Source organism: Streptomyces sp. CA189 (assembly GCF_056428985.1).
In genome coordinates this window covers 1-25,082 of the sequence record NZ_JBWJVM010000045.1, presented here as the reverse complement: position 1 = coordinate 25,082, position 25,082 = coordinate 1, and the positions used below count along the sequence as shown (strand labels likewise).

Below are 25,082 nucleotides of genomic sequence, written 5' to 3'. Positions count from 1 at the left end.
CTAGATCGATCTTCCTTCGCAATAGGCCGATTTCCATTACAGATCGGACACGACGGGTCACATGTCCACCGTGCACCCGTCCGTCGACGACCTGCGGGCCGCCTCCAGTACGTCCAGGCAGTGCGCCGCCTCCAAGGCCGTGACGGGGGCCGGGCCGCCGTCGCGCAAGGCCGCCGCCACGGCCGCGTAGTACGCCGGGTAGTCGCCCGGCGCCGTCCGTACCGGCGTGCCGCCGCCGGTCAGCGGCGATTCCCCGGAGCCCAGCCGGCCCCACAGGTGCTCGGGCTCCTCGCCCCAGGTCCGGTCGGGGTCGCCGGGGCGCAGGCCCTCGCGCAGCGCCCCCTCCTGGGGGTCCAGGCCGTACTTGACGTAGCCCGCGCGGGAGCCCAGTACGCGGAAGCGCGGGCCCAGCTGGGCCGTGGTCGCGCTGACGTAGAGGTGGGAGCGGACACCGCTCGCGTGGGTGAGGGCGATGAACGTGTCGTCGTCCGCCTCGGCGCCCGGGCGGCGTACGTCGGTCTCCGCGTAGACCCTTACGGCAGGGCCGAACAGCACCAGTGCCTGGTCCACCACATGGCTGCCGAGGTCGTACAGCAGCCCGCCGATCTCCTCGGGGGCGCCGGACTCCCGCCAGCCGCCCTTGAGTTGCGGACGCCAGCGCTCGAAGCGGGACTCGAAGCGCTGGACCTCGCCCAGCTCGCCGTCGGCGAGGAGGCGGCGCAGGGTGAGGAAGTCGTTGTCCCAGCGGCGGTTCTGGAAGACCGACAGGAAGGTGCCGGTCCGGTCGGCGAGCGCGGCCAGCTCGCGGGCTTCGGCGGCGGTGGCGGCGAGCGGCTTGTCCACGACCACCGGGATGCCGGCGGTGAGGGCGGCGGTGGCGAGCGGGACGTGCGTCTTGTTCGGGGAGGCGATGACGACGAGGTCCGGGGCCGGGCTCTGGGCGAGCAGCTCGTCGGCGGTGGCGGCGATGCGGACGTCCGGGTAGGCCTCGCGGGCCTGGGCGGTGCGGCCCGGGTCGGAGGTGACGACGGTGTCCAGGACCAGGCCCTCGGTCGCGGAGACGAGCGGGGCGTGGAAGACGGAGCCGGCCAGTCCGTAGCCGACGAGTCCGACGCGGAGGGGGACGGCGGGGGTGAGGGGGGTGGTGGGGGCGGTGGCGTTCATGGGGACCACTTTGGCAACAGTGTTGCTTAAGTGCAAGGAGGGTGGACAATGGGCAGGTGGACAGGGGTAGCAGGGGCGAGGCGAGTGGGGGCATCGGCGTGAATCTGCCGGTGCTGCGCGGGCACAACGACGCGCTGGTACTGGACCTTCTGCGCGGAGCCGGCCCCGCCGGGCTCGGCCGCGGCGACCTCGCCGCGCGTACGGGGCTCACCCCGCAGGCGGTCAGCAAGATCGCGGCGCGGCTCCGGGGCGAGGGCCTGGTGGCCGACGCCGGGCGCGAGGCGTCCACGGGCGGCAAGCCGCGCACGCTGCTGAGGCTGGTGCCGGAGGCACGGTACGCGGTCGGGGTGCACCTGGACCGCGACGAGCTCACGGCGGTACGGGTCGACCTGGCGGGCCGCGTCGTCGCCGACGGGCGGGCCCCGCTGGACTTCGGGGCCGGTCCGGACGCGGTGGTCGAGGAGGCCGTACGGGCGGTCGCGCGGGTGTGCGGTGACCGGCCGCTCCTCGGCGTCGGCGTGGCCGCGCCGGGGCCGCTGGACTGGCGGACCGGGGTGTTGGGGCGGGTGACGGGGTTCCCTGAATGGGAGGGGTTCCCGTTGCGGGAGGTGTTGGAGGGGCGGTTGGGGGTTCCCGTGCGGGTGGACAAGGACACCAACGCGGGGGTGGCGGGGGGGGCCGGCTTCGGGGAAGCCGCCTTCGGGGAGGCCGTGGCGTACGTGCACGTCGGCACCGGGCTGGGGGCGGGGCTCCGGCTGGCGGCGTCGCCGGGGGGCGGTGGAGAGGTCTACCGGGGGCGGCGCTCGGCGGCGGGGGAGTTCGGACACCAGGTGCTGCGGCTGGACGGGCCGGCCTGCCGGTGCGGGGGGCGCGGGTGCGCGGAGGTGTTGTGCCTGGACGCGGTGGCCGGGGGCCGGCTGGAGGAAGCGGCGCGGATCGTGGGGGAGGCGGCGGCGAACCTGGTCGCGCTGCTGGATGTGGACCGGGTGTTGCTCGGGGGGCGGGTGGTGGCGGCCGCGCCGGGGGTGTTCCTGGCGGGGGTGCGGGGGGTTTTGGGGGTGCGGGCCTTTGTGGGGGGTGCGGTGAGGGTTGAACTCGCGGAGGGGGGTGTGGCGGAGGGGGCGGCGGAGTTGGTGCTTGGCCCGTTGTTCGGGCGTGGGGGGTGAGGGGGGCCGGCCCTTCCGACCCCGACCCCGGCCCTGGCCCCGACCCCGGCCCTGGCCCCGACCCCGGCCCTGGCCCCGACCCCGGCCCTGGCCCCGACTCCGGTCCCGGTCCCGGCCCCGACCCCGACTCCGGTCCCGGTCCCGGCCCCGGCCCTGGCTCCGGGCTGGGCTCGTGCGTGCCGCCGGGCTGGCCGCCCCGGCTGGGGGGTCGGGTGCCGGGCCCTGCGGGGGCTGTCCCCTACCCGCCCTTCCACCGTTCCCCCGGGCGCTGCCCGGACCCCGCGCCTCAAGCGCCGGCGGGGCTGGGAGGGGGTACCGGGTGCTGCCCGGGCCCGCGCCTCAAGCGCCGGCGGGGCTGGGAGTGTCCCCGGGCGCTGCCTGGGCCCGGTCCTCAAGCGCCGGACGGGCTGGAAGGGTCCCGGGCTGCGCCCGGACCCCCTGGGGCTCCGCCCCAGACCCCGGTCCTCAAGCGCCGGACGGCTGAAATGTCGGACCCCGGCTGCGCCCCGTGGATGTCCGCCGAATGGGGGGAAATGGGGAGAACTTGGGCGTGGTGCTGGACATGGGGTCGTGCGTGCGTGGGAGGGTGCGGGCAAGGCCGGGGTGATTGTCGGGTTGTCTGGCAATCGTTCATGGGTTGGTCGGTTGGTTGGTTGTTCTGTCGTCGGCGAGTAGCGAGGGTTTTCCATGCGACTGCGCAAAGTCCTGGCCCTCGCCACCGTCCTCGTGGCCGCCACCGCCCCCACCGCGTCCGCGGACATCGGTACCGGCGGCGGAGCCCGTCCCGCGCCCGCGCTGCCCTCGCGGGTGGAGGCCAGCTGTGGCGACGGGAAGGGTGCGCAGTTCCCCATCGGCGCCCGCATTCGCGGTGGACCGGCCGTGTACCGGACCGGTGGTGAGGCGCAGACCTGGTACCTCGACCTCACCAACACCACCACCGCCGAGTGCACGGCCATCCACCCCGTCGTCGTCTTCACCGACCAGGCCCGCGCCCTGCGGCCCGCCCATTTCCGGATGGAGTTCGACGCCCCCGGCAACGCGTTCCCCGTCAGCCTGGAGCACACCGACCGGGACGAGATCGTCGCCGTCTTCGACGGTGGCGACGCCTTCCCCGGCTTCACCGTCGGCCCCGGCGGTTCCGTGACCGTGACCGTCCGGCTCGCCTTCGCGCCCGGCTCCCCGCACGGCGAAGCCGTCGCCGACGCCGCGCTGGTCCAGCGCAAGGGCGACGACGGGGACTGGATCGGCGAGGCGGGCGGCTACCGGTTCGAGATCCAGGGCCCGGGCGCGGAGACCGGCGAGGCCGGAGCGCTGGCCCAGACCGGCCGCACCCCGGCGGCCTGGGCGTACGGGGCCGGCGCCGCGGCCGCCCTGGCCGGTGGCGGCGGACTCCTGCTCGGTGCCCGCCGGCTGCGCAAGGAGCCGGGCCCGCAGTCCACGTAGAGGCGGCCCGCCTGGAGGTCCACGTAGAGTCCGAGGGTGGAAGAACCGACCGCCTACGCGCACCACCACCAGCCCGGCCTGCCCGTCCGCTCCGGAATTCCCGAGCACGGCCGCATCCCCAAGTACTACGCCGTCAAGGCCCGCATCGCCGGCCTGCTCGACGAGCTCGGCGAGGGGGGACTCCTCCCCACCGAACGCGATCTCGCCGAGCAGTACGGGGTCTCCCGCGAGACCGTCCGCCAGGCCCTGCGCGAGCTGCTGCTGGAGGGGCGGCTGCGCCGCTCGGGCCGCGGCACCGTCGCCGCCGGGCCGAAGCTCGAACAGCCCCTGTCGCTGGCGAGTTACACCGAGGGCGTGCGCCGCCAGGGGCGCACCCCGGGGCGCCGTCTGATCGGCCTGGAACGCTTCCCCTGCCCGGCCTCCGTGGCCCCGGGCATCGGCGCCGAGCCGGGGGAGCCGGTCTGGCACCTGGAGCGGGTGCTGCTCGCCGACGAGGAGCGGGTCGGGCTGGAGAGCACGTACGTCCGGGTCGCCCGCGCGCCCCGCCTCGACGTCGATTTCCAGCCGGACTCCTCCTTCTACGGGTACCTCCACGACAGCCTCGGCATCTCCTTCGGCGACGCCGACGAGAAGTTGGAAACGGTCCTCGCCACACCCCGCGAGGCCCTGCTGATCGGCACCCCGCCCGCGCTCCCGATGCTGCTCATCCACCGGTTCTCCCGGGATCGGGACGGCTCGCCGCTGGAGCGGGTGCGTTCTCTCTATCGTGGTGACCGGTTCAGCTTCACGACCCATCTGCGGCCCGAATAGTCCCGCCCGAAGCCCCCCGTAGGTCCTGAAGCAGGACGAATCGGCATCACGGAATGGTAACGGGTCTAGTCCAAGCGTTGGAGGCTGTTCACCGGAGCGTCGCCCGCGGGATCCTCCCGGGTCACGGGCCGCCGTCACCTTGGAGCACGTGAGAGTCATAGTCGTCGGAGGCGGCGTGGTAGGCACCATGCACGCCTGGCAAGCAGTGGAACGCGGCCACGAGGTCGTCCAGATCGAGCGAGAGGCGGAGGCCCGCGGCGCGTCATTGCGCAATTTCGGCCAGATCTGGGTCAGTGGACGGGCCGGGGGCGAGGAACTCGACACCGCCCTGCGGGCCCGCGAGCTCTGGGAGGCGATCGGTGAGAGCGTGCCCGGCCTGGGCTTCCGCGCCATCGGCTCCCTGACCCCGGTACGCAACGCCCGCGAGTACGCCGTCGCCGAGGCCGCCGTGGCCCGCCCCGACGCCGCCGCCCGCGGCTACAAGCTGGTCACCGCCGCGGAGGCCAGGGCGGTCAACCCCGCCCTGCGCGGCGCGTTCGAGGCCGCCCTGTGGTGCGAGCGGGACGCGGCCGTGGAGCCGCGCACCACCCAGCTCCACCTGCGCGAAGCCCTCAGGGCCTCCGGCCGCTACACCTTCCTCCCGGGACGGGAAGTGCGCGAGGTCGTCGGGAACGGAGCCGTCCGCGACGACCACGGCGACGTCCACCGGGGCGACGCCGTCGTCCTCGCCACCGGCGCCTGGCTCTCCGGCCTGGTCCGCGAGCTGGTCCCCGACCTGCCCGTGCGCCGCGTCCGGCTGCAGATGATGCAGACCGCTCCGCTCGGCGAGTCCCTGACGACCTCGGTCGCCGACGCCGACAGCTTCCGCTACTACCCCGCCTACACGAGCGAAGCCCTCGACGAACTCAACGCCGAGCAGGCCCAGGCGCCGATCGCCGCCGCGCACAAGATGCAGCTCCTGATGGTCCAGCGGCAGGACGGCGGACTGACCATCGGCGACACCCACGAGTACGAGCACCCCTTCGCGTTCGACACCCTCGAAGACCCCTACGCGCACCTCACCGAGGTCGTCGAGTCCTTCCTGGGCCGCCCGCTGCCGCAGATCCGGCGCCGCTGGGCGGGCGTGTACGCGCAGTGCACCGACACCACCCGCGTCGTCCACCGCCAGCAGGTGGCCGACGGCGTCTGGCTGGTGACCGGGCCCGGCGGCCGGGGCATGACCTGCTCGCCCGCCATAGCCGAAACCACCGCGAACGAACTGGGCTGGTAAGCACCATGACCGACACCAACACCCCCCACACCCCCCACACCCCGCACGCCCACCGGCTGATCGTCCTCGACATGGCCGGCACCACCGTCGCCGACGGCGGCCTCGTCGAGCGCGCCTTCGAGCGGGCCGCCGAGCGCCTCGGCGTCGAGCCGGGCAGCGCCGACCACGCCGCGAAGCTCCAGTACGTCCGCGACACCATGGGCGAGTCGAAGATCTCCGTCTTCCGCCACCTCTTCGGCGCCGAGGACCTCGCCCAGCGCGCCAACTCCGCCTTCGAGGAGGCCTACGGATCGCTGGTGGACGGCGGCCTCATCGTCCCGATCCCCGGCGCCCGCGAGGCCGTCGAGAAGCTGCGCGCCGACGGCCGCACCGTGGTCCTGACCACCGGCTTCGCCCGCGTCACCCAGGACGCCATCCTCGACGCCCTCGGCTGGCAGGGCCTGGCCGACCTCACCCTGTGCCCCGCCGACGCGGGCGGCCGCGGCCGGCCCTACCCGGACATGGTGCTGGCCGCCTTCCTGCGCACCGGCGCCGTGGCCGACGTACGCGACACCGTGGTCGCCGGCGACACGGCGTACGACATGCTCAGCGGCGTCCGCGCCGGCGCCGGGATCGTGGCGGGCGTCCTCACCGGCGCCCACGACCGCTCGGCCCTGACGGAGCACGGCGCCACCCACGTCCTGGCCTCGATCGCCGAGCTGCCCGCACTGCTGGCGCGGTCGGACCAGGAGCGGGAGCCCGGCGCGTGAGCGGCATCCGCTTCGACTCCGTCTCGGTCGCCTACGGCGGCAACACCGTCCTGGACTCCCTCGACCTGACCGTCGAGCCGGGCGAGGTCATGGCGCTGCTCGGCCCCTCCGGCTCCGGCAAGACCACGGCCCTGCGCGCGGTGGCCGGCTTCGTCCGGCCCGCCTCGGGCCGGATCCTGATCGGCGGCCGGGACGTCACCGCGCTCCCGCCGCACAAGCGCGGCATCGGCATGGTCGTCCAGCAGTACGCGCTCTTCCCCCACATGCGCGTCGCCGACAACGTCGCCTTCGGCCTGCGCGCGCAGAAGGCGCCCAAGGCGGAGATCCCCGGCCGCGTCGCCGAGGCCCTGGAGATGACCGGGATGGCGGCCTACGCCAAGCGCTACCCGCGCGAGCTCTCCGGCGGGCAGCAGCAGCGCGTGGCCATCGCCCGCGCCCTCGCCATCCGCCCCGGGGTCCTCCTCCTGGACGAGCCGCTGTCCGCGCTCGACGCGCAGCTGCGCTCCGGGATGCTCGCCGAACTGGCCCGGCTGCACCGCGAACTGCCCGACGTGTCGATCCTCTACGTCACCCACGACCAGGTCGAGGCGCTGACCCTGGCCGACCGGATCGCCGTCATGGACCAGGCCCGCCTCCAGGACTGCGGCACCCCGCAGGAGCTGTACCGGGCCCCGCGCACGGAGTTCACCGCCTCCTTCGTCGGCAACGCCAACCTGCTGCCCGTCACCGTGGCCGACGGGGGTGCGCTCTTCGCCGGGCACCCCCTCACCCTCGACCCGGGCCGCGCGGCCGCCGGCGCGAGCGCCACCCTGTGCGTACGCCCGCACCTGCTCGGCCTCGGCGCCGGCCCCAACGCGCTGAGCGGGACCATCACCGAGGTGCAGTGGCGCGGTTCGACCCACCGGCTCTACGTGGACATCGAGGGCCACCGCGTCAAGGCGGACCTGCCCGAACTGCGCGAGACCCCGGCGCTGGGCGACCACGTCACCCTGCACTTCGAGCCGCGCGACGCGGTACTGCTGGCCGCGGGGGTGTCCGATGCCTGAGGCCACGGACCGGCGGCCCGCACCCGGGCCGCCGGCGTCCGGCCCCGAAGCCCCGGTCATTCCCCACCAGCCCGTACGAGGCCCTGCCCCGGGCACGCCCGAAGGCCCGGGCGAAGCCCCCGACGGCTTCGCGGCGAAGGCCGGACGTGCGCCCCGCAGCGTCCCCGGCTGGCTGTGGACCGTGCCTCCGGTCGCCGTGCTCGCGGTGGTCTTCCTCTACCCCCTCGCGCTGGTCGTCCAGCAGTCCCTGACCCCCGAGAACGGCGGCGGCGCCTTCGACGCCTACGCCTCCGTCTTCGCCTCGCACTCCTTCCGCGAGGCCCTCGGCACCACGGTCTGGCTGGCCGTCGGCGCCACCGCCGGCTGCCTGGTCCTCGGCTTCGTGCTCGCGCTGGTCATCGCCTTTGTCCCGTTCCCCGGGGCACGCGCCGTGGCCAAGTTCATCGACGTCTTCCTCTCCTTCCCCTCCTTCCTCATCACCCTCGCCCTCCTCTTCGTCTACGGCACGGTCGGCATGGCCAACGGCCTGTGGACCGACACCTTCGGCGTCGCGGAGGGACCCTTCCACTTCCTGACCACCCCGTGGGGCGTCCTCCTCGCGGAGATCACCTACTTCACGCCCTTCGTGATGCGCCCGCTGCTCGCCGCCTTCTCCCAACTGGACACCGCCCAGCTGGAGGTGGCCTCCTCACTCGGCGCGAAGCCCGGCCGCATCATCCGGCGGGTGATCCTCCCCGAGGCCCTCCCGGCGCTCGCCGCCGGCGGCAGCCTCGTCCTCGTCATGTGCCTCAACGAGTTCGGGATCGTCCTGTTCACCGGAGCCAAGGACGTCACCACGCTCCCGATGCTCATCTACGGCAAGGCGATCCTCGAATCCGACTACGCGGCCGCCTGCGTGGTCGCCGTCGTCAACATCGTGATCTCCGTCGGCCTGTTCGGCCTCTACCGGGTGGTGAGCAAGCGTGCTGGTGCATAGCAAGAGCGGCCGCTGGGCCGCCTGGAGCCTCTTCGGCATCCTCTTCCTGCCCCTCTTCGCCCTGCCGCTGCTCGTCGTGGTGGCCGCGTCCTTCTCCACGCACTGGTCCGGGGCCTTCCCCTCCGGCCCCACCACCGAGAACTACGCCGCGGCCGTCCGGGGCGAATCCCTCCAGGCGCTCACCACCTCGCTGCTCACCGCCCTGGCCGCCAGCCTGATCGCGCTCACCGTCGGCACCTGGGCGGCGCTCGCCGCCGCCGGGCTCCGCAAGCGCGCCAAGAGCTCCCTGGACGCGCTGTTCATGCTGCCGGTCGCCGTACCGTCCGTGGTCGTCGGCCTCGCCGTGCTCGTCGCCTTCAGCAAGCCGCCGCTGCTCCTCAACGGCACCAGCTCGATCGTGATCCTGGCGCACACGATCCTTGTCACGGCGTTCGCCTACCAGTCGGTTTCGGCTGCCATCGTGCGTCTCGACCCCGCGTACGAGCAGGCGGCGGCCTCCCTGGGAGCCCGCCCCGCCCACGTGCTGTGGCGGGTCAAGCTCCCCCTCCTGCTGCCGTCGCTCACCGCGGCGGCCGGCCTCTGCTTCGCCCTGTCCATGGGCGAGCTGAGCGCCACGATGATGCTCTACCCGCCGGACTGGATGCCCCTGCCCGTCCGCATCTTCACCGCCACCGACCGCGGTTCGCTCTTCACCGGCTCCGCCGTCGCCGTGGTCCTGATGGCCACCACCCTGCTGGTCCTGCTGGCCGTCTCCCGCGTCCGCACCAGGGCCGCGTACCGCTAGACCCCGCTGCTCCACCCTGCTGCTCCACCCCGCTGATTCCCCTGCTGACTCCCTTTCCCCGTGAGGAAGTTCCATGCCCAGCAACAGATACCTCCGCATCACCGCCGCCGTCACCGGCAGCCTCGTTCTCGCCGCCGGTCTGACCGCCTGCGCAGACTCCTCCCCGGCCGACTCCGCCGACTCCGCCGGAGGCAAGGGCGGCGGCGAGAAGATCGTCACCGTGTACAGCGCCGACGGCCTCAAGAGCGACAAGGGCGACGGCTGGTACGACAAGGTCTTCGCCGACTTCACGAAGAAGACCGGCATCGAGGTCAAGTACGTGGAGGGCGGCTCGGGGGAGATGGTCCAGCGCGCCGTCCGCGAGAAGACCAACACGCAGGCCGACGTACTGATCACGCTGCCCCCGTTCATCCAGCAGGCCGACGGCAAGGGCCTCCTCCAGGCCTACACGCCGCAGGGCGCCGACAAGGTCAACGGGGCGAACAAGTCCTCCGACGGCAAGTGGACCTCGGTCGTCAACAACTACTTCGGCTTCATCTACAACAAGAAGGAGCTGGCCGCGGCCCCCAAGACCTGGGAAGAGCTGCTGGACCCCAAGTTCAAGGGCAAGCTCCAGTACTCGACCCCCGGCGTCGCGGGCGACGGCACCGCCGTGCTCATCAAGGCGATGCACGACTTCGGCGGCAAGGAGCCGGCGAACGAGTACCTGAAGAAGCTCCAGGCCAACAACGTCGGCCCGTCCTCCTCCACCAGCAAGCTCGCGCCGAAGACCGACAAGGGCGAACTGCTCGTCGCCAACGGCGACGTCCAGATGAACTTCGCGCAGTCCAAGTCCATGCCGAACATCGCCATCTGGTTCCCCGCCAAGGACGGTGGCAAGCCCACCACCTTCTCCCTCCCGTACGCGGCCGGCCTCGTCGACAAGGCCCCGCACACCGAGAACGGCAAGAAGCTCCTCGACTACCTGCTCAGCGAGGACGCCCAGAAGCTGGTCAGCGGCGTCGGCGGCGGCTTCCCGGCCCGCACGGACGTCAAGCCCACCGACGCCAACGCCGTCGAACTCGCCAAGCTCATGACCGGAGTCGAGATCTTCGAGCCCGACTGGGCCGACATCGACAAGAACCTCACCGGCTACGTCGACGCGTGGAAGTCGGCCACCGGAAGCTGACTGGTCGCCTCCCGGTCACCCACGACCGGAATAGTGACGCATGGGTAACGGGTCTGGACCGAGTCTCGCCTTCGGTCCGGACCCGCCGTACGCTCGCTCGCGCTGACGCACGACCGTACGCCCGCACACCCCGCACGCCCCGTACGTCCCCTGCGCCTTCCCCACGATTACTCCCGGAGGAGTACGTGTCCACTGTCCTGTCCGGACGGACCCTCGCCGTGGCCGCCACCGCCACGGTCCTGCTCGCCACCGGCCTCGGCGCCCACGCCGCGACGGCCGCGCCCGCCGCCGCCGAAGCCGCCGCCACGAACAAGGTGCTCGTCATCGGCCTCGACGGCGCGGTCCTCGACCGCGTCAAGGTCGCCAACGCCCCCTACCTGAACGGTCTGATGGCCCAGGGCCTGACCGCCAAGAGCACCCTCTACGCGAACCCGATGGGCGCCACCTCCTCGGGCCCCGGCTGGTCCACGATCGCCACCGGCGTCTGGCCCGACAAGCACGGCGTGAAGGACAACTCCTTCACCGGCAAGAACTACACGGCCTACCCGGACTTCCTGACCCGCATCGAGAACGCCAACCCGGCGCTCAACACGTACGCGGCCGCCGACTGGGAGCCCATCACCTCCACCGACCAGAACGGCCCGATCTTCTCGGCCAAGGTCGACAAGCGCCTCTCCCTCAAGGGCGACCGCGACGGCTACCGCAACGAGGACCCGAAGATCGCCTCCGCGGCCGCCACCGAACTGCGCACGCAGAACCCGGACGCCTCCTTCGTCTACCTCGGCGAGATCGACGCGGCCGGCCACTCCTACGGCGCCGCCAGCCAGCAGTACCTGGACACCGTCGCCCGCGTCGACGTCCTCGTCGGCCAGCTCCTTAACGCAGTCCAGAACCGCCCGACCTACGCCCAGGAGAACTGGAAGATCCTGGTCACCACCGACCACGGCCACACCAACGCCGGCGGCCACGGCGGCTCCACCATCCAGGAGCGCGGCACCTTCGTCATCGCCAAGGGCCCCGGCATCCCCGCCGGTTCGGTACGGGGCGACGTGAAGCTCGTCGACGTCGCGGCGACCGCCCTCGCCCAGGTCGGGGTCACCCCCGGCTCCGGGATCGACGGCATCTCGGTGGACGCCCCGGACGACGGCGACGCCTTCGACACCCTGCGCCCGAACCTCCAGGCGCGCGTGGACGAGACGGGCATCCCGGTCGCCACCAAGGGCTTCACGCACACCCCGCCGGCCGACTGGTCGGTCGACAACTCCAAGATGGGCACGGGCGGTGTCACCGAGTGGGCCGGCTGGGCCTTCGCGACCGACGAGTTCTGGAGCCAGTCGCAGCGCGACCAGTGGCGCGAGCTGAACGTCCGCTCCCGTGACGTGTTCGCCGTCGCCGACTCCGACGAGTGGGACGACAAGAGCCACACCGGCTCCTACGACTCCACCCTCATCACCCCCAAGTGGGCGGTCACCGGCGGCACCACGGGTTCGTCTGCGAACCTGACCTTCCAGACCCACTACCGCCAGGAGTCCGGCCAGACCGCCCAGGTCCTGGTCTCCTACAACGGCGGCACCCCGGCGGTCGTCAAGAGCTACACCGCCGACGCGGTCGCCAAGTCCGAGTCCATCGCGCTCCAGGTCCCGGCCGGCGCCACCGACGTCCAGGTCCGCTTCCGCTACACCGGCAGCAACAACTGGTACTGGACCGTGGACAACGTCAAGCTCGGCTGACGGCACTTTCCGGCGGGTACGGGACCTTCGGCGGGACCTTCGGCGGGGCCCTCGAAGGGCCTTCGCCGAGGTCCGTTCCGCCGTCCGGTCCGGGCCGTGGACGCCCCACGCGTCCGCGGTCCGGCCCGGATAAGGTGGTAGAGACCAGAGGTCACAGACGTCACAGACGTCAGACGCCACCGAGAGCGGAGAACAGTCCAGTGGCAGAGCGCAAGCCGATCGAATCCTGGCTCACCGACATGGACGGGGTCCTCATTCACGAGGGCACCCCGATCCCCGGCGCCGCCGCCTTCATCAACCGGCTGCGCGAGTCCGGCAAGCCCTTCCTCGTGCTGACGAACAACTCCATCTACACTCCGCGCGACCTCCAGGCCCGCCTGAGCCGCATGGGCCTGGACGTTCCGGTGGAGAACATCTGGACCTCGGCGCTGGCCACCGCGAAGTTCCTCGACGACCAGCGTCCGGGCGGCACCGCGTACGTCATCGGCGAGGCCGGCCTGACCACCGCCCTGCACGACATCGGCTACGTCCTGACCGACCACGAGCCGGACTACGTGGTCCTGGGTGAGACCCGTACGTACAGCTTCGAGGCCATGACCAAGGCGGTCCGCCTGATCAACGCGGGCGCCCGCTTCATCTGCACCAACCCGGACGAGACCGGCCCCTCCACCGAGGGCCCGCTCCCGGCCACCGGCGCGGTCGCCGCGCTGATCACCAAGGCGACCGGCAAGCAGCCGTACTTCGCCGGCAAGCCCAACCCGCTGATGATGCGGACCGGGCTGAACGCCATCGGAGCGCACTCCCACAGCAGCGCGATGATCGGCGACCGGATGGACACCGACATCCTGGCCGGGCTGGAGGCCGGCATGCAGACCTTCCTCGTGCTGACCGGTCTGACGTCGGTCGAGGACACCGAGAAGTTCCCGTACCGCCCGACCCACACGTTCGACTCCATCGCCGATCTGGTCGATCTGGTTTAGCGCGTACGGCTGACACGTACGGGCCAAGAGGGCGCCGCTCCGGATGCGGAGCGGCGCGCCGCGCGTGAATCTCCTTGTTGAGGAGGTTCACCATGCGCAGTGATCTGATCGCTCTCCGTGTCACCGGGGTGGCCGTCGCCCTGACGGCCCTGTCCGCCGTGACCGCCCCCTCCGCCTTCGCGGAGGAATGGAACCGCGACCGCGGCAGTGTCTCGGTCGACCCCAATCCGGCGGAGCCGGGGGCGCAGGTCAAACTGCGCGTCCGCGGCTGCGAGGACGACTGGGCCGTCGCCTCGTCCGTGGCCTTCGTCTCCGAGGTCCGCCTCTCCACCGGCCGCGACGACCGCCGCACCCTGTGGGGCGACGCGATGATCCGCTCCTGGGTCGAGCCCGGCCGCCACGACATCAAGATCAAGTGCGGCGGCCGCGGCGGCGAACGCGAGTGGGGCACGATCGAGATCGAGCGCCGCCGCGAGCACCACCGCCCCAACCCCCACCACACACCCATCTGGCCGGTCCACGCGGGCGGCGGCGGCATGTCCGAGGAGATCGCCGCGAAGTCGAAGGCGGCGGGCACGGCGGAGGCCGCCGAGGCCGCGGGCCGGGCCGGGGCCGCCGACTCCGCGCAGCTCGCCGCCGCGGCGAAGAAGAGCCCCGAGGACGAGGGCCCAGGCCTGCCGCACACGGTGATCGGCGCCGTGCTCGCCGCCGCCGCCACCCTCGCGGTCGCCGGCCGGGCGCTGGCCCTGCGCCGCCGACGCAGCGGCGAGTGACCGGGTGATCGGGTGAGCGGGGAGCCGAGGAGCTCCGGCGGCTCCCGGCTGCTGACCTTCGCCGCCTGGTCGGTGCTGGTCCTCGGCCTGTGGCTGTGGGGCCGCGAGATCACCGGCGTGGCGATACCCCTGCCCGGCCAGGCCGGCGGACCGGCCGCCCCGGGCCTGCCCGCGGCGCACACCCCGCTGGGGCCGGCCGCGCCCGCGCGGGTCGACGTACCGTCCCTGGGCGTCCAGGCCCCGGTCATAGTCCGGGACCTGGACGCGCAGGGGGCGATCGAAGCGCCCCCGTACGAGAACCCGGGCACGGTCGGCTGGTGGCGCGGCGGCGCCCAGCCCGGCACGGCCGGGACCGCGCTGCTGGTCGGGCACGTGGACACGCGGTCGAAGCCGGCCGTGTTCTACGGCCTGAGCTCGGCGAAGGCGGGCGACAAGGTGCGCGTGCTGCGGGCCGACGGCTCGGTGGCGGAGTTCACGATCGAGGCCGTACGGGTCCACGAGCGCGCGGGCTTCGACCCCGCCAAGGTGTACGGCCCCAAGGTCCGGGGCCGGGCCGAACTGCGGCTGGTGACCTGCGGCGGCACCTACGACAAGGCGGCCAAGCAGTACTCGGCGAACGTGGTGGTGTCGGCGTACCTGACGGGCGTCGGAGTCCGCCCGGGAACGGCGGCCTGAACCGGCCGGCCCCGCCGCGTCCGAGTGCACACGAAGAAGCCCCTCACAGTTCTCACTGTGAGGGGCTTCTCTGCGTCTGTGCGCCGCCAGGGACTCGAACCCCGGACCCGCTGATTAAGAGTCAGCTGCTCTAACCAACTGAGCTAGCGGCGCTTGGTGACAGGGAAAACTCTACCGCACCGCTGCGGGTGCTCGCGACAAGCCGCGCGCGTTCTGTCCGATTAACCCATGTTTGAGGGTTTTGTCGTGCACGATATGTCTGGGCCAGGCCGGATCTGATGCCCCGCCAGATGCGGTCCCGGCCGACCAGTGACGAGCAGGGGAGTGGACGGAACCGCATGACGATGCAGCCTCCGACGCACGAGTACGAAGCGACGCCGGTGCCGGTGCCGATGGCGATGGCCGAGGCGATGCAGCCGATGCCACTGCCCTCCTTCGAGGAGTACGAACCCGCCGGCGACTGCCCGTGCCAAGGCTGCGCCCGGCGCCGCCGCACGCTCGCGCGCGCCCGGGCCATACCGCTGCGCGACGGCGGGCACCCCGCCGCGCGCGGAGTCCGCCGCGCACTGGTCCTGGCCACCGCCGCGGGCGTGGTCCTCGGCGGCGGGGGAGCGGCCGTGGCCACGGCCGCGCCGGGCCCCGGCGGACGGGTGGCCCTGGACGACCCCGGCTCCCCGCAGGGCGGCCGGGCCCCGCTGCACGGGCCGAAGGGGGCCAAGGGCGGGAAGGGCACCCCCCCGAAGCCGGCCGGGCTGCCGGGAGCGCCCTCGGCGGTGAAGCGGACCGACCGGGCGACGATCATCAACCGGGCGAAGCTGTGGCTGGACGCGCAGGTCCCGTACAGCATGTCCGAGTACTGGTCGGACGGGTACCGGCAGGACTGCTCCGGCTACGTCTCGATGGCCTGGAACCTCGGCACCAACGAATGGACCGGCAGCCTCGACACGTTCGCGACGCGGATCACGAAGGAGGAGCTGCTCCCCGGAGACATGCTGCTCTTCCACAACCCGGCCGACCCCAACAAGGGCTCGCACGTCGTGCTCTTCGGCGGGTGGGTGGACGAGACGCGCACGCACTACGTCGCCTACGAGCAGACCCGGCCCACGACCCGGAAGCTGGCCACGCCGTACGGCTACTGGAACAACGCGGTGAAGTACGTCCCGTACCGGTTCAACGGGGTGGCGGGCGGAGTCGTTCCCGAGCCCCCGGTCACGGGCGAGCCGCCCGCGCCGGGCGGCCCGCCGGCCGTCTCGGCCACCTTCCCCGGTGCGTCGAAGTTCGGGCCGGGCGCGGACAACGCCCACGTCGCCCAGCTCGGCCGGATGCTGTCCGACCGGGGCGGGCTGCGCTTCTACCCGAAGGGCGTCGGCACGAAGTGGTCCGACGCCGACCGGCAGGCGACCGAGGCCTTCCAGCGCGCCCAGGGCTGGAAGGGCGCGGACGCCGACGGCCTCCCGGGAGCCACCACCTGGCGGCTGCTCGCCAAGCACCAGGGCAAGGACATCCCGCCGACCACGGGCGGCGCGCCGGGCCCGGCGGGCAAACCCGCCTACCCCGGGGCGTCGGCCTTCCGGCCGGGCGCGTCCCACCCGTCCATCACCGCCCTTGGCCGCCAGCTGGTGAAGAAGGGTTTCGGCAAGCACTACACGTCCGGACCGGGCCCCCGCTGGGGCGAGACCGACCGCCGCAACGTCGAGGCGTTCCAGCGCGCCCAGGGCTGGCGCGGCGCCGAGGCCAACGGCTACCCGGGCCCGGAAACCTGGCGCCGGCTGTTCGCATGACGGAGGCAACGATGTACCCCACGCGCACGACATCGACCACAGGCACCTTCGAGATCCCCCCGCACCCGACCCCCCGAGCGGCGAACCCGGCTCCGGCCACCCCGACTTCGGCCGCCCCGACTCCGGCCGAAGCGGAACAGACCGCGGCGATGCAGCCCGCAGCCGCCCCGGCCGGAGCCACGCCGGGCGCGTTCACGCCGGGCGGAGCCGCACCGGCAGCCGCCGCCCCGCGGTGGTCCGTTCCGGCCGAGCCCGACCGGGCCGCTCCGGTGCCCTCCGCGTCCGCGCCGGCAGAGGCCGTGCCGGTCACCGCGGGGTGGGCCGTCGCCGGGTCCGGCACCGAGCCGGGCGCGCCCGACCGGGCCGCGTCGGCACCGGCTGCCGCACGGTGGGCGGCCGCCGAGGCAGCCGGTACCGAGCGGGACTCGCACCTGTCGGCCGCGCCTGTGCCGGCCGCGCCTGTGCCGGTCGCAGCCGTGCCGGACGCTGCCGGGTGGGTCCCGGCCGAGGCCGGCGCCGAGCGGGGCGCAGCCATGCCGGCCGAGCAGGACCGGGCCGCGTCGGCACCGGCTGCCGCACGGTGGGTAGCCGCCGAGGCCGGTACCGATCGGGGCTCGCACCAGTCGGCCGCGCCTGACCCGGCCATGCCCGTGCCGGCCGCAGCCGTGCCGGACGCTGCCGGGTGGGTCCCGGGCGGCGCTGACGCCGAGCGGGCCTCGGACCTGCCGCCCGAGCCCGACCGGGCCGTGTCGGCACCGGCTGTCGCACGGTGGGCGGCCGCCGAAGCAGCCGGTGCCGAGCGGGGCTCGCACCTGTCGGCCGCGTCCGACTCGGCCGTGCCCGTGCCGGTCCCTTCGGGGCGGGCCGGGGCTTCCGTGGCCATGGCTTCCGACGCGGTGCCGGTCGCGGCCTCCGGGCCGGCCGTCCCCGCGGCGGCGGTGACCGAGTGGGCCGCGCCCACCGGCTGGGCACTGGCGGGAGAGCCGTCCGCGCGCAGCGACGTACGCGACGTACCGGCGGCGCGGGCCCAGGCCGAGCCGGAGGTGGACATCCCGCACCCCCAGGACGAGGCGGCCCATGCCGGCGCGGCCACGCTCCGGCTGCGGAACCCCGATACCGAATCCGCCCGGCCCCACCCGCAGGACGAGGCCTGGCCCCCGGGCGGGTCCCTCGCCGCCGCGGTGCGGACCGCCCCGGGCGAGGGCTCGTACGCCGCCGCGGACCGCGCCCCTCGGCACGCGGGTCCGCCCGCCGCCTGGGACCTGCCCGGGCAGGGCGGCTCGTCCGGCGAGCAGGGCCGCGCTCCGCAGCACGCGGTCCCGGCCCCCGCCCCGGAGGCCGAGTACGCGGATCCGTACCCCGTACGGGACCTGCCCGAGCCGGGAGACGCCGACCCGGCCCACCCGGCCGACGGGCGGGAGCTGACGTGGTCCGTGCCCGCTCCGGCCGGTGCCGGTGCCGGTGCCGGTGACTCCGGCCCCGCCGGCCAAGGCGGACCCGGGCGGGAGGCCGCGGACGGCGAGGGCGCCGACGGCGAAGCCGCACCCGCCGCGCAGCCCGCGACCGGCGGCGGAGTCGTCCCCGGGCCCGGGGCGGCCGAGGTGGTCGAGGTCGTCGCGCGAGCCGTGGCGCGGATCGCGGAGGACGACACGCAGGACCTGCCCCTGGTCGCTCCGGCGCGCGGGCTCGCGGTGACGGAGGTGCCGGTGCACCTCCCGTTCCGCGGCGCCGCCCAGCCGCAGGAGCCGAACCCGCAGCAGAAGCAGAAGCAGAAGCAGGAGCAGAAGCAGAAGCAGCCGAAGGTCCAGGCGGCCGCCGCGCCGCGGTCCGCCCCCGGCCGCCGTGTGCCCCGGGGCGACGACCGGCTCCACGAGCACCACGGCCCGGTGCTGCCCGGCTGGATCGGGGTGGCCGTCGGCGGGATCGCGCTCGCCGGCTGCGCGGTCGTGCTCTGGCGGGCCGGGGCCGTCCCCGACTCCCTCGCGCTGGCGTTCGGCGCGGAGCCCCGACCCTACCGGGGACTGCAGGCACGCTTCTGGCCGCCGCTCGCCTTCCTCGGGGTCGTCGCCCTCCTCGCCCTCGGCGGACTGGGCCGGGGCCGGGCCGGCCACGCCTGGGTGCTCACCCTCTTCGGCCGCTACCGCGGCACCGTCCGCCGTACCGGCCTGACCTGGATCAGCCCCCTGCTGCTGCGCCGCCGGGTCGACGTCCGACTGCGGCACTGGCGCAGCGACCCGATGCCCGCCGTCGACTCCGGCGGGCTCGCCCTCCAGGTCGTCGTCCAGGTGGTCTGGCAGGTCAAGGACACCGCCCGCGCCACCCTGGCCGTCGCCGACCACGTGGACTACCTCGCCGAGCAGGTCGAATCGGCCATGGCCCGCGTCCTGTCCCAGCTCCCCGCCGACGCCTTCCACGAGGCCGCCCCGACCCTGCGCGACGCCGAAGCCGTCGGCGACGCGCTGACCCGGATGCTCGCGGCCGAGACCGAGGCGGTCGGTGTGGAGGTGTTCTCGGCGCAGCCCACCCGGATCGAGTACGCCCCGGAGGTCGCGGACGCCATGCGCCGGCGCCGGGTCGCGGCGATCGACGCCAAGCACCGGGACACCGTCCTGACCTCGGTGGTCGACGCGGTGGACGACACCGTCCACCGCCTCACCTCGCGCGGGATCGTGGAGCTCGACGACTACGAGCGCAAGGCCCTCGTGAAGGACCTGACCGTCGCCTTCTACACGGGCCGCGCCGAGTAGCCCTCACCGGCAGTCGCCGGCCGACGGGAGAACGGGTGGAATCCGTGTGGACCGGACCACCCGTTCTTCCGTTGGTCTGGACATGGCCAACTCCCGTCAATACTGTGGGACTTGGTCTAGACCTAAAACCAGAGCTCGTGAACGGGCCGTGCCGCCGAAACCGGTACGGCCCATCCCCACGCGTGCGCACGCTCTCTCCGGACATCCCCCCACGTTCAAGGAGCATCAGCATCATGCGTTCCTTCCGCATGCCCAGAACCACCAGAACCAAGCGGGCCGCCGCCACGGCCACCGCCACCACCGTCGGCCTCGGAGTCGTCGCCGCCCTCGCGCTCGTCACGGCCCCCACCGCCAGCAGCCACGGGTACACCGACACCCCGATCAGCCGCCAGAAGCTCTGTGCCAACAAGACCGTCTCCGACTGCGGCCCCATCCAGTGGGAGCCCCAGAGCGTCGAGGGCCTCAAGGGGTTCCCCGCCGCAGGTCCCGCCGACGGCCGCATATGTGCGGGCAACCACCCGGAGTTCGCCCAGCTCGACGACCCGCGCGGCGGCGCCTGGCCGGCCACCCCGGTGACCAGCGGACAGAGCTACGGCTTCCGCTGGCAGTTCACCGCGAACCACTCCACCACCGACTTCCGGTACTACGTCACCAAGAACGGCTGGGACTCCACCAAGCCGCTCACCCGCGCCGCCCTCGACCCGCAGCCCTTCCTCACGGTCGCCTACAACGGCGCCCGCCCCGCCATGACCACCGTCCACCAGGGCGCGATGCCGAGCGGCAAGACCGGCCGGCACCTGATCCTCGCCGTGTGGACCGTCAACGACACCCCGATGGCCTTCTACTCCTGCTCCGACGTCCAGTTCTGACCGCCGGTGACCACCGGCTCCCCGCCCGACGTTCATTTCTGACGGAACGTCAGCTATCCTCCGGCGGCATGCGGACGACGACACCCGAAACCGTCGCGGAGCTCATCGCGAGCCAATGGGGCGACCACCGGCCCGGGCTGAAGTACGCCGACGGCGTCCTCAGCCACCACCGGACCGCCCGGGAGGCCGCGGCGCGCGCCGCGCTCCTCGTCGACCTGTTGCCGCCGGGGGCGGAGCCGCACATCGGGGTGCTGCTCGACAACACCCCCGAGTTCCCGTTCTGGCTCGGCGCGGCGGCCCTCGCCGGGGCCGCCGTCGCCGGGATCAATCCCACCCGGCGCGGTCCCGAGCTGGCCCGCGACATCCTGCACACCGACTGCCGGATCCTGGTGACCGAGCGGACCCACCTGCCGCTCCTGCGCGGCCTCGACCTGCCCGGCGTACGGCTTCTCGTCACGGACACGGAGGAGTACGAGGCCCTGCTCGGCCCGTACGCCGGCGCGAAGCCCGGCGACGCGACGCTCGGCCCCGGCCCGGCCCCGTCCTCCCGGCTGCTCCTCTACTTCACCTCCGGCTCCACCGGAGCCCCCAAGGCCGCCATCTGCACCCAGGGCCGCCTGGCCGGCGCCGGCGCCTCGCTCGCACGGCACTTTTCGGTCACCCCGGACGACGTCCACTACATCTGCATGCCCCTCTTCCACGGCAACGCCGTCATCGCCGACTGGCTGCCCGCCCTCGCCGGCGGGGCCGCCGTGGCCCTGCGCCGCCGCTTCTCGGCCTCCGCGTTCCTGGACGACGTACGGGCCTACGAGGCGACGTACTTCACCTACGTGGGCCGGGCCGTGCAGTACCTCCTCGCCACCCCGCCCCGCCCCGACGACCGCGCGCACACCCTGCGCCTCGGCTTCGGCACCGAGGCGGGCGCGGTCGACGCGGCGCGCTTCGCCGAGCGCTTCGGGGTCCGCCTCGTCGAGGGCTACGGGGCCACCGAGGGCGGCGCCTCCGTCCAGCGCACCCCCGACACCCCGCCGGGCGCACTGGGCCGCGCGGGCGCGGGCGACGACCTGGCCGTCATCGACCCGGAGACGGGCCGCGAGTGCCCGCCCGCCGTACTGGACCCGCGCGGCCGGCTCCTCAACGGCGCCGAGGCCATCGGCGAGCTGGTCAACAAGGGCCGCAGCCTCTTCGAGGGCTACTGGCGCAACCCCGACGCGGAGGCCGCCCGCACCCGCGACGGCTGGTACTGGACCGGGGACCTCTTCTTCCGCGACCCCGACGGCTACCTCTACTTCGCCGGCCGCACCGACGACCGGCTGCGCGTGGACAGCGAGAACCTGGCCGCCGCGGTGATCGAGAACATCCTGGCCCGCTGGGCGCGGGCGGCCGCCGTGACCGTGTACGCCGTACCGGACGAGGTGGCGGGCGACCAGGTCATGGCCGCCGTGGCCCTGCGCGAGGGGGCCGTCTTCTCCCCGCAGGGCTTCGCGGCCTTCCTCGCCGCCCAGCCCGACCTCGGCACGAAGATGGCCCCGCGCTACGTGCGCGTCGTCTCCGCCATGCCCACCACCGCGACCAACAAGGTCCACCGGGTCTCCCTGCGCGGCGAGGCCTTCCAGACCACCGACCCGGTCTGGTGGCGGCCGCCGGGCGAGGACGCGTACCGGAGGCTGGAGGCGGAGGACCTGACCGGGCTCCTGGCGGCCTACGAGGCCCAGGGGCGGGCCGATCTGCTGAGCCGCTGACGGGGGCGCCGGCGGGCCGCCGAGGGCGTCTCCGGAAGCGGTTTTGAGCACCCCGGAGGAGCAGGTAGTATTTTCTCTGTCAGCAGGCGCCGCTAGCTCAGTTGGTTAGAGCAGCTGACTCTTAATCAGCGGGTCCGGGGTTCGAGTCCCTGGCGGCGCACCTGTCCTTCGGGCGGTTTCCGGTTCACCGGGAACCGCCCGAAGTGTTTTCCGGGCCGGTCGGCCCCCGCCGCGCAGGGCCCGGACCTCCTCAGAGGGTGAGCGAGAGCAGCAGCGGCGCGGCCTTGCGGTTCAGCACGTCGGCCGCGGCCCGCAGCCGGTGGGCGTGCTCCACGGGCAGGGACAGGGCGAGGCAGCCCACCGAGGCTCCCGCCGTGATCGGGACGGCCGCGCAGACCGTGCCGACGGCGTACTCCTGCAGGTCGAGCGTGGGCACCGTGGCCGGCTGGCTGTCCAGCTTCGAGAAGAGGATCCGCTCGTTCACGATGGTCTTCGACGTCAGCCGGGCGATCTTGTGCCGGGACAGGTGGTCGCGCCGGCCGTCGAGGTCGAGCTGGGTCAGCAGGCACTTGCCGACCGCGCTGGCGTGCGCCGCCGAGCGGAAGTCGACCCACTCGTGGACCTTGGGGGTGCGCGGGCTGTCCGCGAACTGCGTGATCCGGACCTCGCCGTCCACGTACCGGCTGATGTAGACCGCGGCGCCGACGGAGTCCCGCAGCCGGTCCAGGGTGTCCTGGAGCTTGTCCTGCAACGCCTGCTGGCGGTCGACACCGGAGCCGAGGAGGACGAGGGAGTCCCCTATGGCGTAGGCGCCGTCGGACACCTGCAGTACGTACCCCTCCCGGCGCAGCATGAGCAGCATGGGGGCGAGATGGACCGCGGGCAGGCCGGTCTCACGCGCGATCTGTACATCGGTCACGCCGCCGGTATGGCGGGCGACCGTTTCGAGTACGCGCAGGGCGTACTGCACCGAGTGGAACGGCGCGGTCGGCTCGGGCTTCAGCGCCACGGTTTCCCCCTAGCAGGTTGTTACCGCTTGCTCTCACACGATAGCCATCAAGAGGCCCGTGTGGAGCGCCTGTTGGTGAGATTGATGGCTCAATCACACCGGTCTGCCTGGATCTACTCCTCTGGCATATGCCTAGGTCATGGGTGGTGTCCGAGAGTGCCGGGAATGCCCGGACCGGCCGCGCGGTTCGGGTTCTTCGTACGGACGAGGACGACCGGGCGAACGGAGCGGGAGAAGCGATGAGTGACACCGGAGACGCGGGGGACGCTGGACGACGGGGAGCCGACCGTTCGGGCGACGGAACGGGTGCCGGACCGGGCGACGGATCGGGCAGCGGAGCCCACGAGATCCGCGGGACGGCCCTCGGCCGGGCGCCGGTGCCGCTCTCGGTGCTCGACCTCGTCACCGTCGGCGCCGGCAGCACCGCCCACGCCGCCCTGCGCACCAGCGTCGGCATAGCCCGGCTCGCCGAATCCCGCGGCTACCACCGGCACTGGGTCGCCGAACACCACTCCATGCCGGGGGTCGCCAGCTCCTCCCCGGCCGTGATCCTGGCCCACCTCGCCGCCCACACCTCCCGGATCCGGCTCGGCTCGGGCGGGGTCATGCTGCCCAACCACGCCCCGCTCGCCATCGCCGAGCAGTTCGGCACCCTGGAGGCGCTGGCCCCGGGCCGGATCGACCTCGGCCTCGGCCGCGCACCCGGCACCGACGGGCACACCGCCGCCGCGCTGCGCGGGCCCGGGCGCCGCGACGAGGCCGCGGACGAGTTCCCCCGTCAGCTCGCGGAGCTGATCCGCTTCCTCGACGACGACTTCCCCGACGGGCACCCGTACGCCCGCGTGCACGCGGTGCCGGGCCCCGTCCAGGGCCCCGCCGGGCGGCCGCCGGTGTGGCTGCTCGGCTCCTCCGGCTTCAGCGCCCGCCTCGCCGGCGGGCTCGGGCTGCCCTTCGCCTACGCGCACCACTTCTCCCCGGCCGGGACCCTGCCCGCTCTCGACCTCTACCGGCAGTCGTTCCGCCCGTCGGCCGTCCTGGACGCCCCGTACGCCGTCATCGGAGTCGCGGCCCTCGCCGCCGACACGGCCGCGGAGGCCCGCGCCCAGGTGCTGACCGGCGCGCTGGCGATGCTCCGGCTGCGCGGCGGGCGCCCCGGGCTGGTCCCGACGCCCGAGGAGGCGGCGGCGTACCCGTACACCCCGCTGGAGCGGGAGTTCGTGGACGACCGCCTCGCGAGCGTGGTCCACGGCACCCCCGACGAGGTCACCGCGGGCCTGGACGCCCTCGCGAAGCTGACGGGCGCCGACGAGCTGATGCTGACCGCCAACGCCCACAGCGGGGACGCCCGCCTCCGCTCGTACGGCCTCGTCGCGGACGCGTACGGCATGCCGGTCCTCGGCGACTGACGACCGAGCCTGCCGCCCCCGGTCCGGTCACGGACCGGGGATCCCGGCCCGTCGCATGTGCAGTTCGGAGCGGACGAGTTCGAGGAGCCGGCCCGTCCAGTTGCGGCCTTGGCCGCCGCTTTCTCCCCAGAAAGCCGAGTTGATGTCGGTGTAGACCAGCGTGGCATCGCCCGTTGCGAGCAGGATCTCGGCCAGCTCGGGATGCTGGTCGTACTTGGCGCGCAGCAGGCCGGTCATGGCGGCGGTACGGGCGTGCTCCCAGCCCTCGCGGCGGGGTGTGGCGACTGCGAGGTCTCGTACCGCGGCATGGGTGGCCGCGGCCGCGATCGCGGCGCGGACCTCCGGCTGAGCGGCCGACAGGGCCCAGTAGGCATGGGTGACCGTGGGGTAGGGAACTGCTGGTTCTTTGGTCCACTCTTGTGAGTGATGGTCCGTTTGGGTGAGTGCCGTTACGGTCGACTGCATGGATCTCAAGGAGTCGGCGAAGGCGTGGGATACATGTCCCCCGAGTGCCTGTCGCTGGTTCCGCGAGGGCAGGGCGCTGGACGCGGTGGGCGGCGATGGCTGAGCCGGCCAAGAAGTTGCGCGCCATCGCTCCCTCGTTTGTGGCGCTTGGTCCGTCCGGTGTGGCAATACGCGCCCGCTTGAAGTGTCTGAGTGCCGAGGACGAGAGGGTTCTGCGGCTGGTGGGCGCGCATCAGGGTGCTCTGGCTTCCCGTGACCTCAAGCAGCGGTGCGTCGAGGGCCCCGACCATTCCGCCGACACGTGGGCGGCCCGCAAGCGGGGGCTGACG

21 protein-coding genes, 2 tRNA genes and 1 pseudogene are annotated in these 25,082 nt (G+C 73.5%); 20 read left to right on the top strand and 4 right to left on the bottom strand.

Annotation, left to right across the window (positions count from 1 at the left end; genetic code table 11):
- Nucleotides 1–57 precede the first annotated feature (57 nt).
- Nucleotides 58–1,164: a Gfo/Idh/MocA family protein gene (locus tag AC061S_RS28050; RefSeq protein ID WP_478688666.1), complete on the bottom strand. Its 1,107-nt coding sequence runs from the start codon at nucleotides 1,162–1,164 to the stop codon at nucleotides 58–60.
- A 56-nt stretch (nucleotides 1,165–1,220) separates the two neighbouring features.
- Here AC061S_RS28050 and AC061S_RS28045 point away from each other — a divergent pair, with 56 nt between their 5' ends.
- From AC061S_RS28045 to AC061S_RS27985, 13 genes are all read left to right on the top strand, one after another.
- Nucleotides 1,221–2,330, top strand: a complete 1,110-nt coding sequence (locus tag AC061S_RS28045; protein WP_478688665.1) for an ROK family transcriptional regulator — start codon at nucleotides 1,221–1,223, stop codon at nucleotides 2,328–2,330.
- A 687-nt stretch (nucleotides 2,331–3,017) separates the two neighbouring features.
- Nucleotides 3,018–3,773, top strand: coding sequence for a hypothetical protein (locus AC061S_RS28040; protein ID WP_478688664.1), 756 nt, complete (start codon nucleotides 3,018–3,020; stop codon nucleotides 3,771–3,773).
- Nucleotides 3,774–3,809: 36 nt separating this feature from the next.
- The gene (locus AC061S_RS28035; RefSeq protein ID WP_478688663.1) at nucleotides 3,810–4,583 is read left to right on the top strand and encodes a GntR family transcriptional regulator; all 774 of its coding nucleotides are present in this window, start codon (nucleotides 3,810–3,812) and stop codon (nucleotides 4,581–4,583) included.
- Between the two features lie 148 nt (nucleotides 4,584–4,731).
- On the top strand, nucleotides 4,732–5,853 hold the full coding sequence (locus tag AC061S_RS28030; protein WP_478688662.1) for a TIGR03364 family FAD-dependent oxidoreductase: 1,122 nt from the start codon (nucleotides 4,732–4,734) through the stop codon (nucleotides 5,851–5,853).
- Nucleotides 5,854–5,858: 5 nt separating this feature from the next.
- Nucleotides 5,859–6,602: a phosphonatase-like hydrolase gene (locus AC061S_RS28025; RefSeq protein WP_478688661.1), complete on the top strand. Its 744-nt coding sequence runs from the start codon at nucleotides 5,859–5,861 to the stop codon at nucleotides 6,600–6,602.
- Nucleotides 6,599–7,648, top strand: a complete 1,050-nt coding sequence (locus AC061S_RS28020) for an ABC transporter ATP-binding protein (RefSeq protein WP_478688660.1) — start codon at nucleotides 6,599–6,601, stop codon at nucleotides 7,646–7,648. The genes AC061S_RS28025 and AC061S_RS28020 overlap by 4 nt, the downstream gene beginning before the upstream one ends.
- The gene (locus tag AC061S_RS28015; protein ID WP_478688659.1) at nucleotides 7,641–8,624 is read left to right on the top strand and encodes a 2-aminoethylphosphonate ABC transporter permease subunit; all 984 of its coding nucleotides are present in this window, start codon (nucleotides 7,641–7,643) and stop codon (nucleotides 8,622–8,624) included. The genes AC061S_RS28020 and AC061S_RS28015 overlap by 8 nt, the downstream gene beginning before the upstream one ends.
- A complete protein-coding gene (locus AC061S_RS28010) occupies nucleotides 8,611–9,408 on the top strand; it encodes an ABC transporter permease (RefSeq protein ID WP_478688658.1) in 798 nt (265 codons plus the stop codon). Before AC061S_RS28015 ends, AC061S_RS28010 begins: the two co-directional genes overlap by 14 nt.
- A 73-nt stretch (nucleotides 9,409–9,481) precedes the next feature.
- Nucleotides 9,482–10,576, top strand: a complete 1,095-nt coding sequence (locus tag AC061S_RS28005; protein WP_478688657.1) for a 2-aminoethylphosphonate ABC transporter substrate-binding protein — start codon at nucleotides 9,482–9,484, stop codon at nucleotides 10,574–10,576.
- A 185-nt stretch (nucleotides 10,577–10,761) separates the two neighbouring features.
- The gene (locus AC061S_RS28000) at nucleotides 10,762–12,306 is read left to right on the top strand and encodes an alkaline phosphatase family protein (RefSeq protein WP_478688656.1); all 1,545 of its coding nucleotides are present in this window, start codon (nucleotides 10,762–10,764) and stop codon (nucleotides 12,304–12,306) included.
- A gap of 200 nt (nucleotides 12,307–12,506) precedes the next feature.
- Entirely contained in the window at nucleotides 12,507–13,286 is a 780-nt protein-coding gene (locus tag AC061S_RS27995) for an HAD-IIA family hydrolase (protein WP_478688655.1), read from the top strand.
- Nucleotides 13,287–13,378: 92 nt separating this feature from the next.
- Nucleotides 13,379–14,059, top strand: coding sequence for a hypothetical protein (locus AC061S_RS27990; protein ID WP_478688654.1), 681 nt, complete (start codon nucleotides 13,379–13,381; stop codon nucleotides 14,057–14,059).
- A 12-nt stretch (nucleotides 14,060–14,071) separates the two neighbouring features.
- Nucleotides 14,072–14,734 carry a class F sortase gene (locus AC061S_RS27985; RefSeq protein ID WP_478688653.1) on the top strand — a complete coding sequence of 221 codons (663 nt, stop codon included), beginning with the start codon at nucleotides 14,072–14,074 and terminating at the stop codon, nucleotides 14,732–14,734.
- A 79-nt stretch (nucleotides 14,735–14,813) separates the two neighbouring features.
- Here the strand turns inward: AC061S_RS27985 and AC061S_RS27980 are convergent.
- A tRNA-Lys gene (locus tag AC061S_RS27980) sits at nucleotides 14,814–14,887 on the bottom strand.
- Nucleotides 14,888–15,153: 266 nt separating this feature from the next.
- On the opposite strand from AC061S_RS27980, the gene AC061S_RS27975 reads away from it, so the two are divergent.
- From AC061S_RS27975 to AC061S_RS27955, 5 genes are all read left to right on the top strand, one after another.
- Nucleotides 15,154–16,515, top strand: a complete 1,362-nt coding sequence (locus AC061S_RS27975) for a peptidoglycan-binding protein (protein ID WP_478688713.1) — start codon at nucleotides 15,154–15,156, stop codon at nucleotides 16,513–16,515.
- Between the two features lie 11 nt (nucleotides 16,516–16,526).
- Entirely contained in the window at nucleotides 16,527–19,262 is a 2,736-nt protein-coding gene (locus tag AC061S_RS27970) for an SPFH domain-containing protein (protein WP_478688652.1), read from the top strand.
- 233 nt (nucleotides 19,263–19,495) lie between these two features.
- Nucleotides 19,496–20,131: a lytic polysaccharide monooxygenase auxiliary activity family 9 protein gene (locus AC061S_RS27965; RefSeq protein ID WP_478688651.1), complete on the top strand. Its 636-nt coding sequence runs from the start codon at nucleotides 19,496–19,498 to the stop codon at nucleotides 20,129–20,131.
- 68 nt (nucleotides 20,132–20,199) lie between these two features.
- The gene (locus tag AC061S_RS27960; protein ID WP_478688650.1) at nucleotides 20,200–21,873 is read left to right on the top strand and encodes an AMP-binding protein; all 1,674 of its coding nucleotides are present in this window, start codon (nucleotides 20,200–20,202) and stop codon (nucleotides 21,871–21,873) included.
- Nucleotides 21,874–21,959: 86 nt separating this feature from the next.
- Nucleotides 21,960–22,033 (top strand) — tRNA-Lys (locus tag AC061S_RS27955).
- Nucleotides 22,034–22,123: 90 nt separating this feature from the next.
- On the opposite strand, the gene AC061S_RS27950 is transcribed toward AC061S_RS27955, so the two are convergent.
- Complete coding sequence (locus AC061S_RS27950) at nucleotides 22,124–22,882, bottom strand: IclR family transcriptional regulator (RefSeq protein WP_243337173.1); 759 nt, start codon at nucleotides 22,880–22,882, stop codon at nucleotides 22,124–22,126.
- A gap of 239 nt (nucleotides 22,883–23,121) precedes the next feature.
- Between AC061S_RS27950 and AC061S_RS27945 the strand changes: the two genes are divergently transcribed.
- The gene (locus AC061S_RS27945) at nucleotides 23,122–24,288 is read left to right on the top strand and encodes an LLM class flavin-dependent oxidoreductase (protein WP_478688649.1); all 1,167 of its coding nucleotides are present in this window, start codon (nucleotides 23,122–23,124) and stop codon (nucleotides 24,286–24,288) included.
- A 27-nt stretch (nucleotides 24,289–24,315) separates the two neighbouring features.
- On the opposite strand, the gene AC061S_RS27940 is transcribed toward AC061S_RS27945, so the two are convergent.
- Nucleotides 24,316–24,753, bottom strand: coding sequence for an NADAR domain-containing protein (locus AC061S_RS27940; RefSeq protein WP_478688648.1), 438 nt, complete (start codon nucleotides 24,751–24,753; stop codon nucleotides 24,316–24,318).
- A gap of 95 nt (nucleotides 24,754–24,848) precedes the next feature.
- Here AC061S_RS27940 and AC061S_RS27935 point away from each other — a divergent pair.
- A pseudogene (locus AC061S_RS27935) lies at nucleotides 24,849–25,082 on the top strand (IS200/IS605 family accessory protein TnpB-related protein); the annotation flags it as partial.

What these genes read in the sequence shown, in the direction of transcription:
- AC061S_RS28050 (WP_478688666.1), bottom strand. Translation starts at nt 1,164, where the DNA reads ATGAACGCCACCGCCCCCACCACCCCCCTCACCCCCGCCGTCCCCCTC.
- AC061S_RS28040 (WP_478688664.1), top strand. Translation starts at nt 3,018, where the DNA reads ATGCGACTGCGCAAAGTCCTGGCCCTCGCCACCGTCCTCGTGGCCGCC.
- AC061S_RS28025 (WP_478688661.1), top strand. Translation starts at nt 5,859, where the DNA reads ATGACCGACACCAACACCCCCCACACCCCCCACACCCCGCACGCCCAC.
- AC061S_RS28015 (WP_478688659.1), top strand. Translation starts at nt 7,641, where the DNA reads ATGCCTGAGGCCACGGACCGGCGGCCCGCACCCGGGCCGCCGGCGTCC.
- AC061S_RS28005 (WP_478688657.1), top strand. Translation starts at nt 9,482, where the DNA reads ATGCCCAGCAACAGATACCTCCGCATCACCGCCGCCGTCACCGGCAGC.
- AC061S_RS27990 (WP_478688654.1), top strand. Translation starts at nt 13,379, where the DNA reads ATGCGCAGTGATCTGATCGCTCTCCGTGTCACCGGGGTGGCCGTCGCC.
- AC061S_RS27975 (WP_478688713.1), top strand. Translation starts at nt 15,154, where the DNA reads ATGCCACTGCCCTCCTTCGAGGAGTACGAACCCGCCGGCGACTGCCCG.
- AC061S_RS27970 (WP_478688652.1), top strand. Translation starts at nt 16,527, where the DNA reads ATGTACCCCACGCGCACGACATCGACCACAGGCACCTTCGAGATCCCC.
- AC061S_RS27965 (WP_478688651.1), top strand. Translation starts at nt 19,496, where the DNA reads ATGCGTTCCTTCCGCATGCCCAGAACCACCAGAACCAAGCGGGCCGCC.
- AC061S_RS27960 (WP_478688650.1), top strand. Translation starts at nt 20,200, where the DNA reads ATGCGGACGACGACACCCGAAACCGTCGCGGAGCTCATCGCGAGCCAA.
- AC061S_RS27945 (WP_478688649.1), top strand. Translation starts at nt 23,122, where the DNA reads ATGAGTGACACCGGAGACGCGGGGGACGCTGGACGACGGGGAGCCGAC.
- AC061S_RS27940 (WP_478688648.1), bottom strand. Translation starts at nt 24,753, where the DNA reads ATGCAGTCGACCGTAACGGCACTCACCCAAACGGACCATCACTCACAA.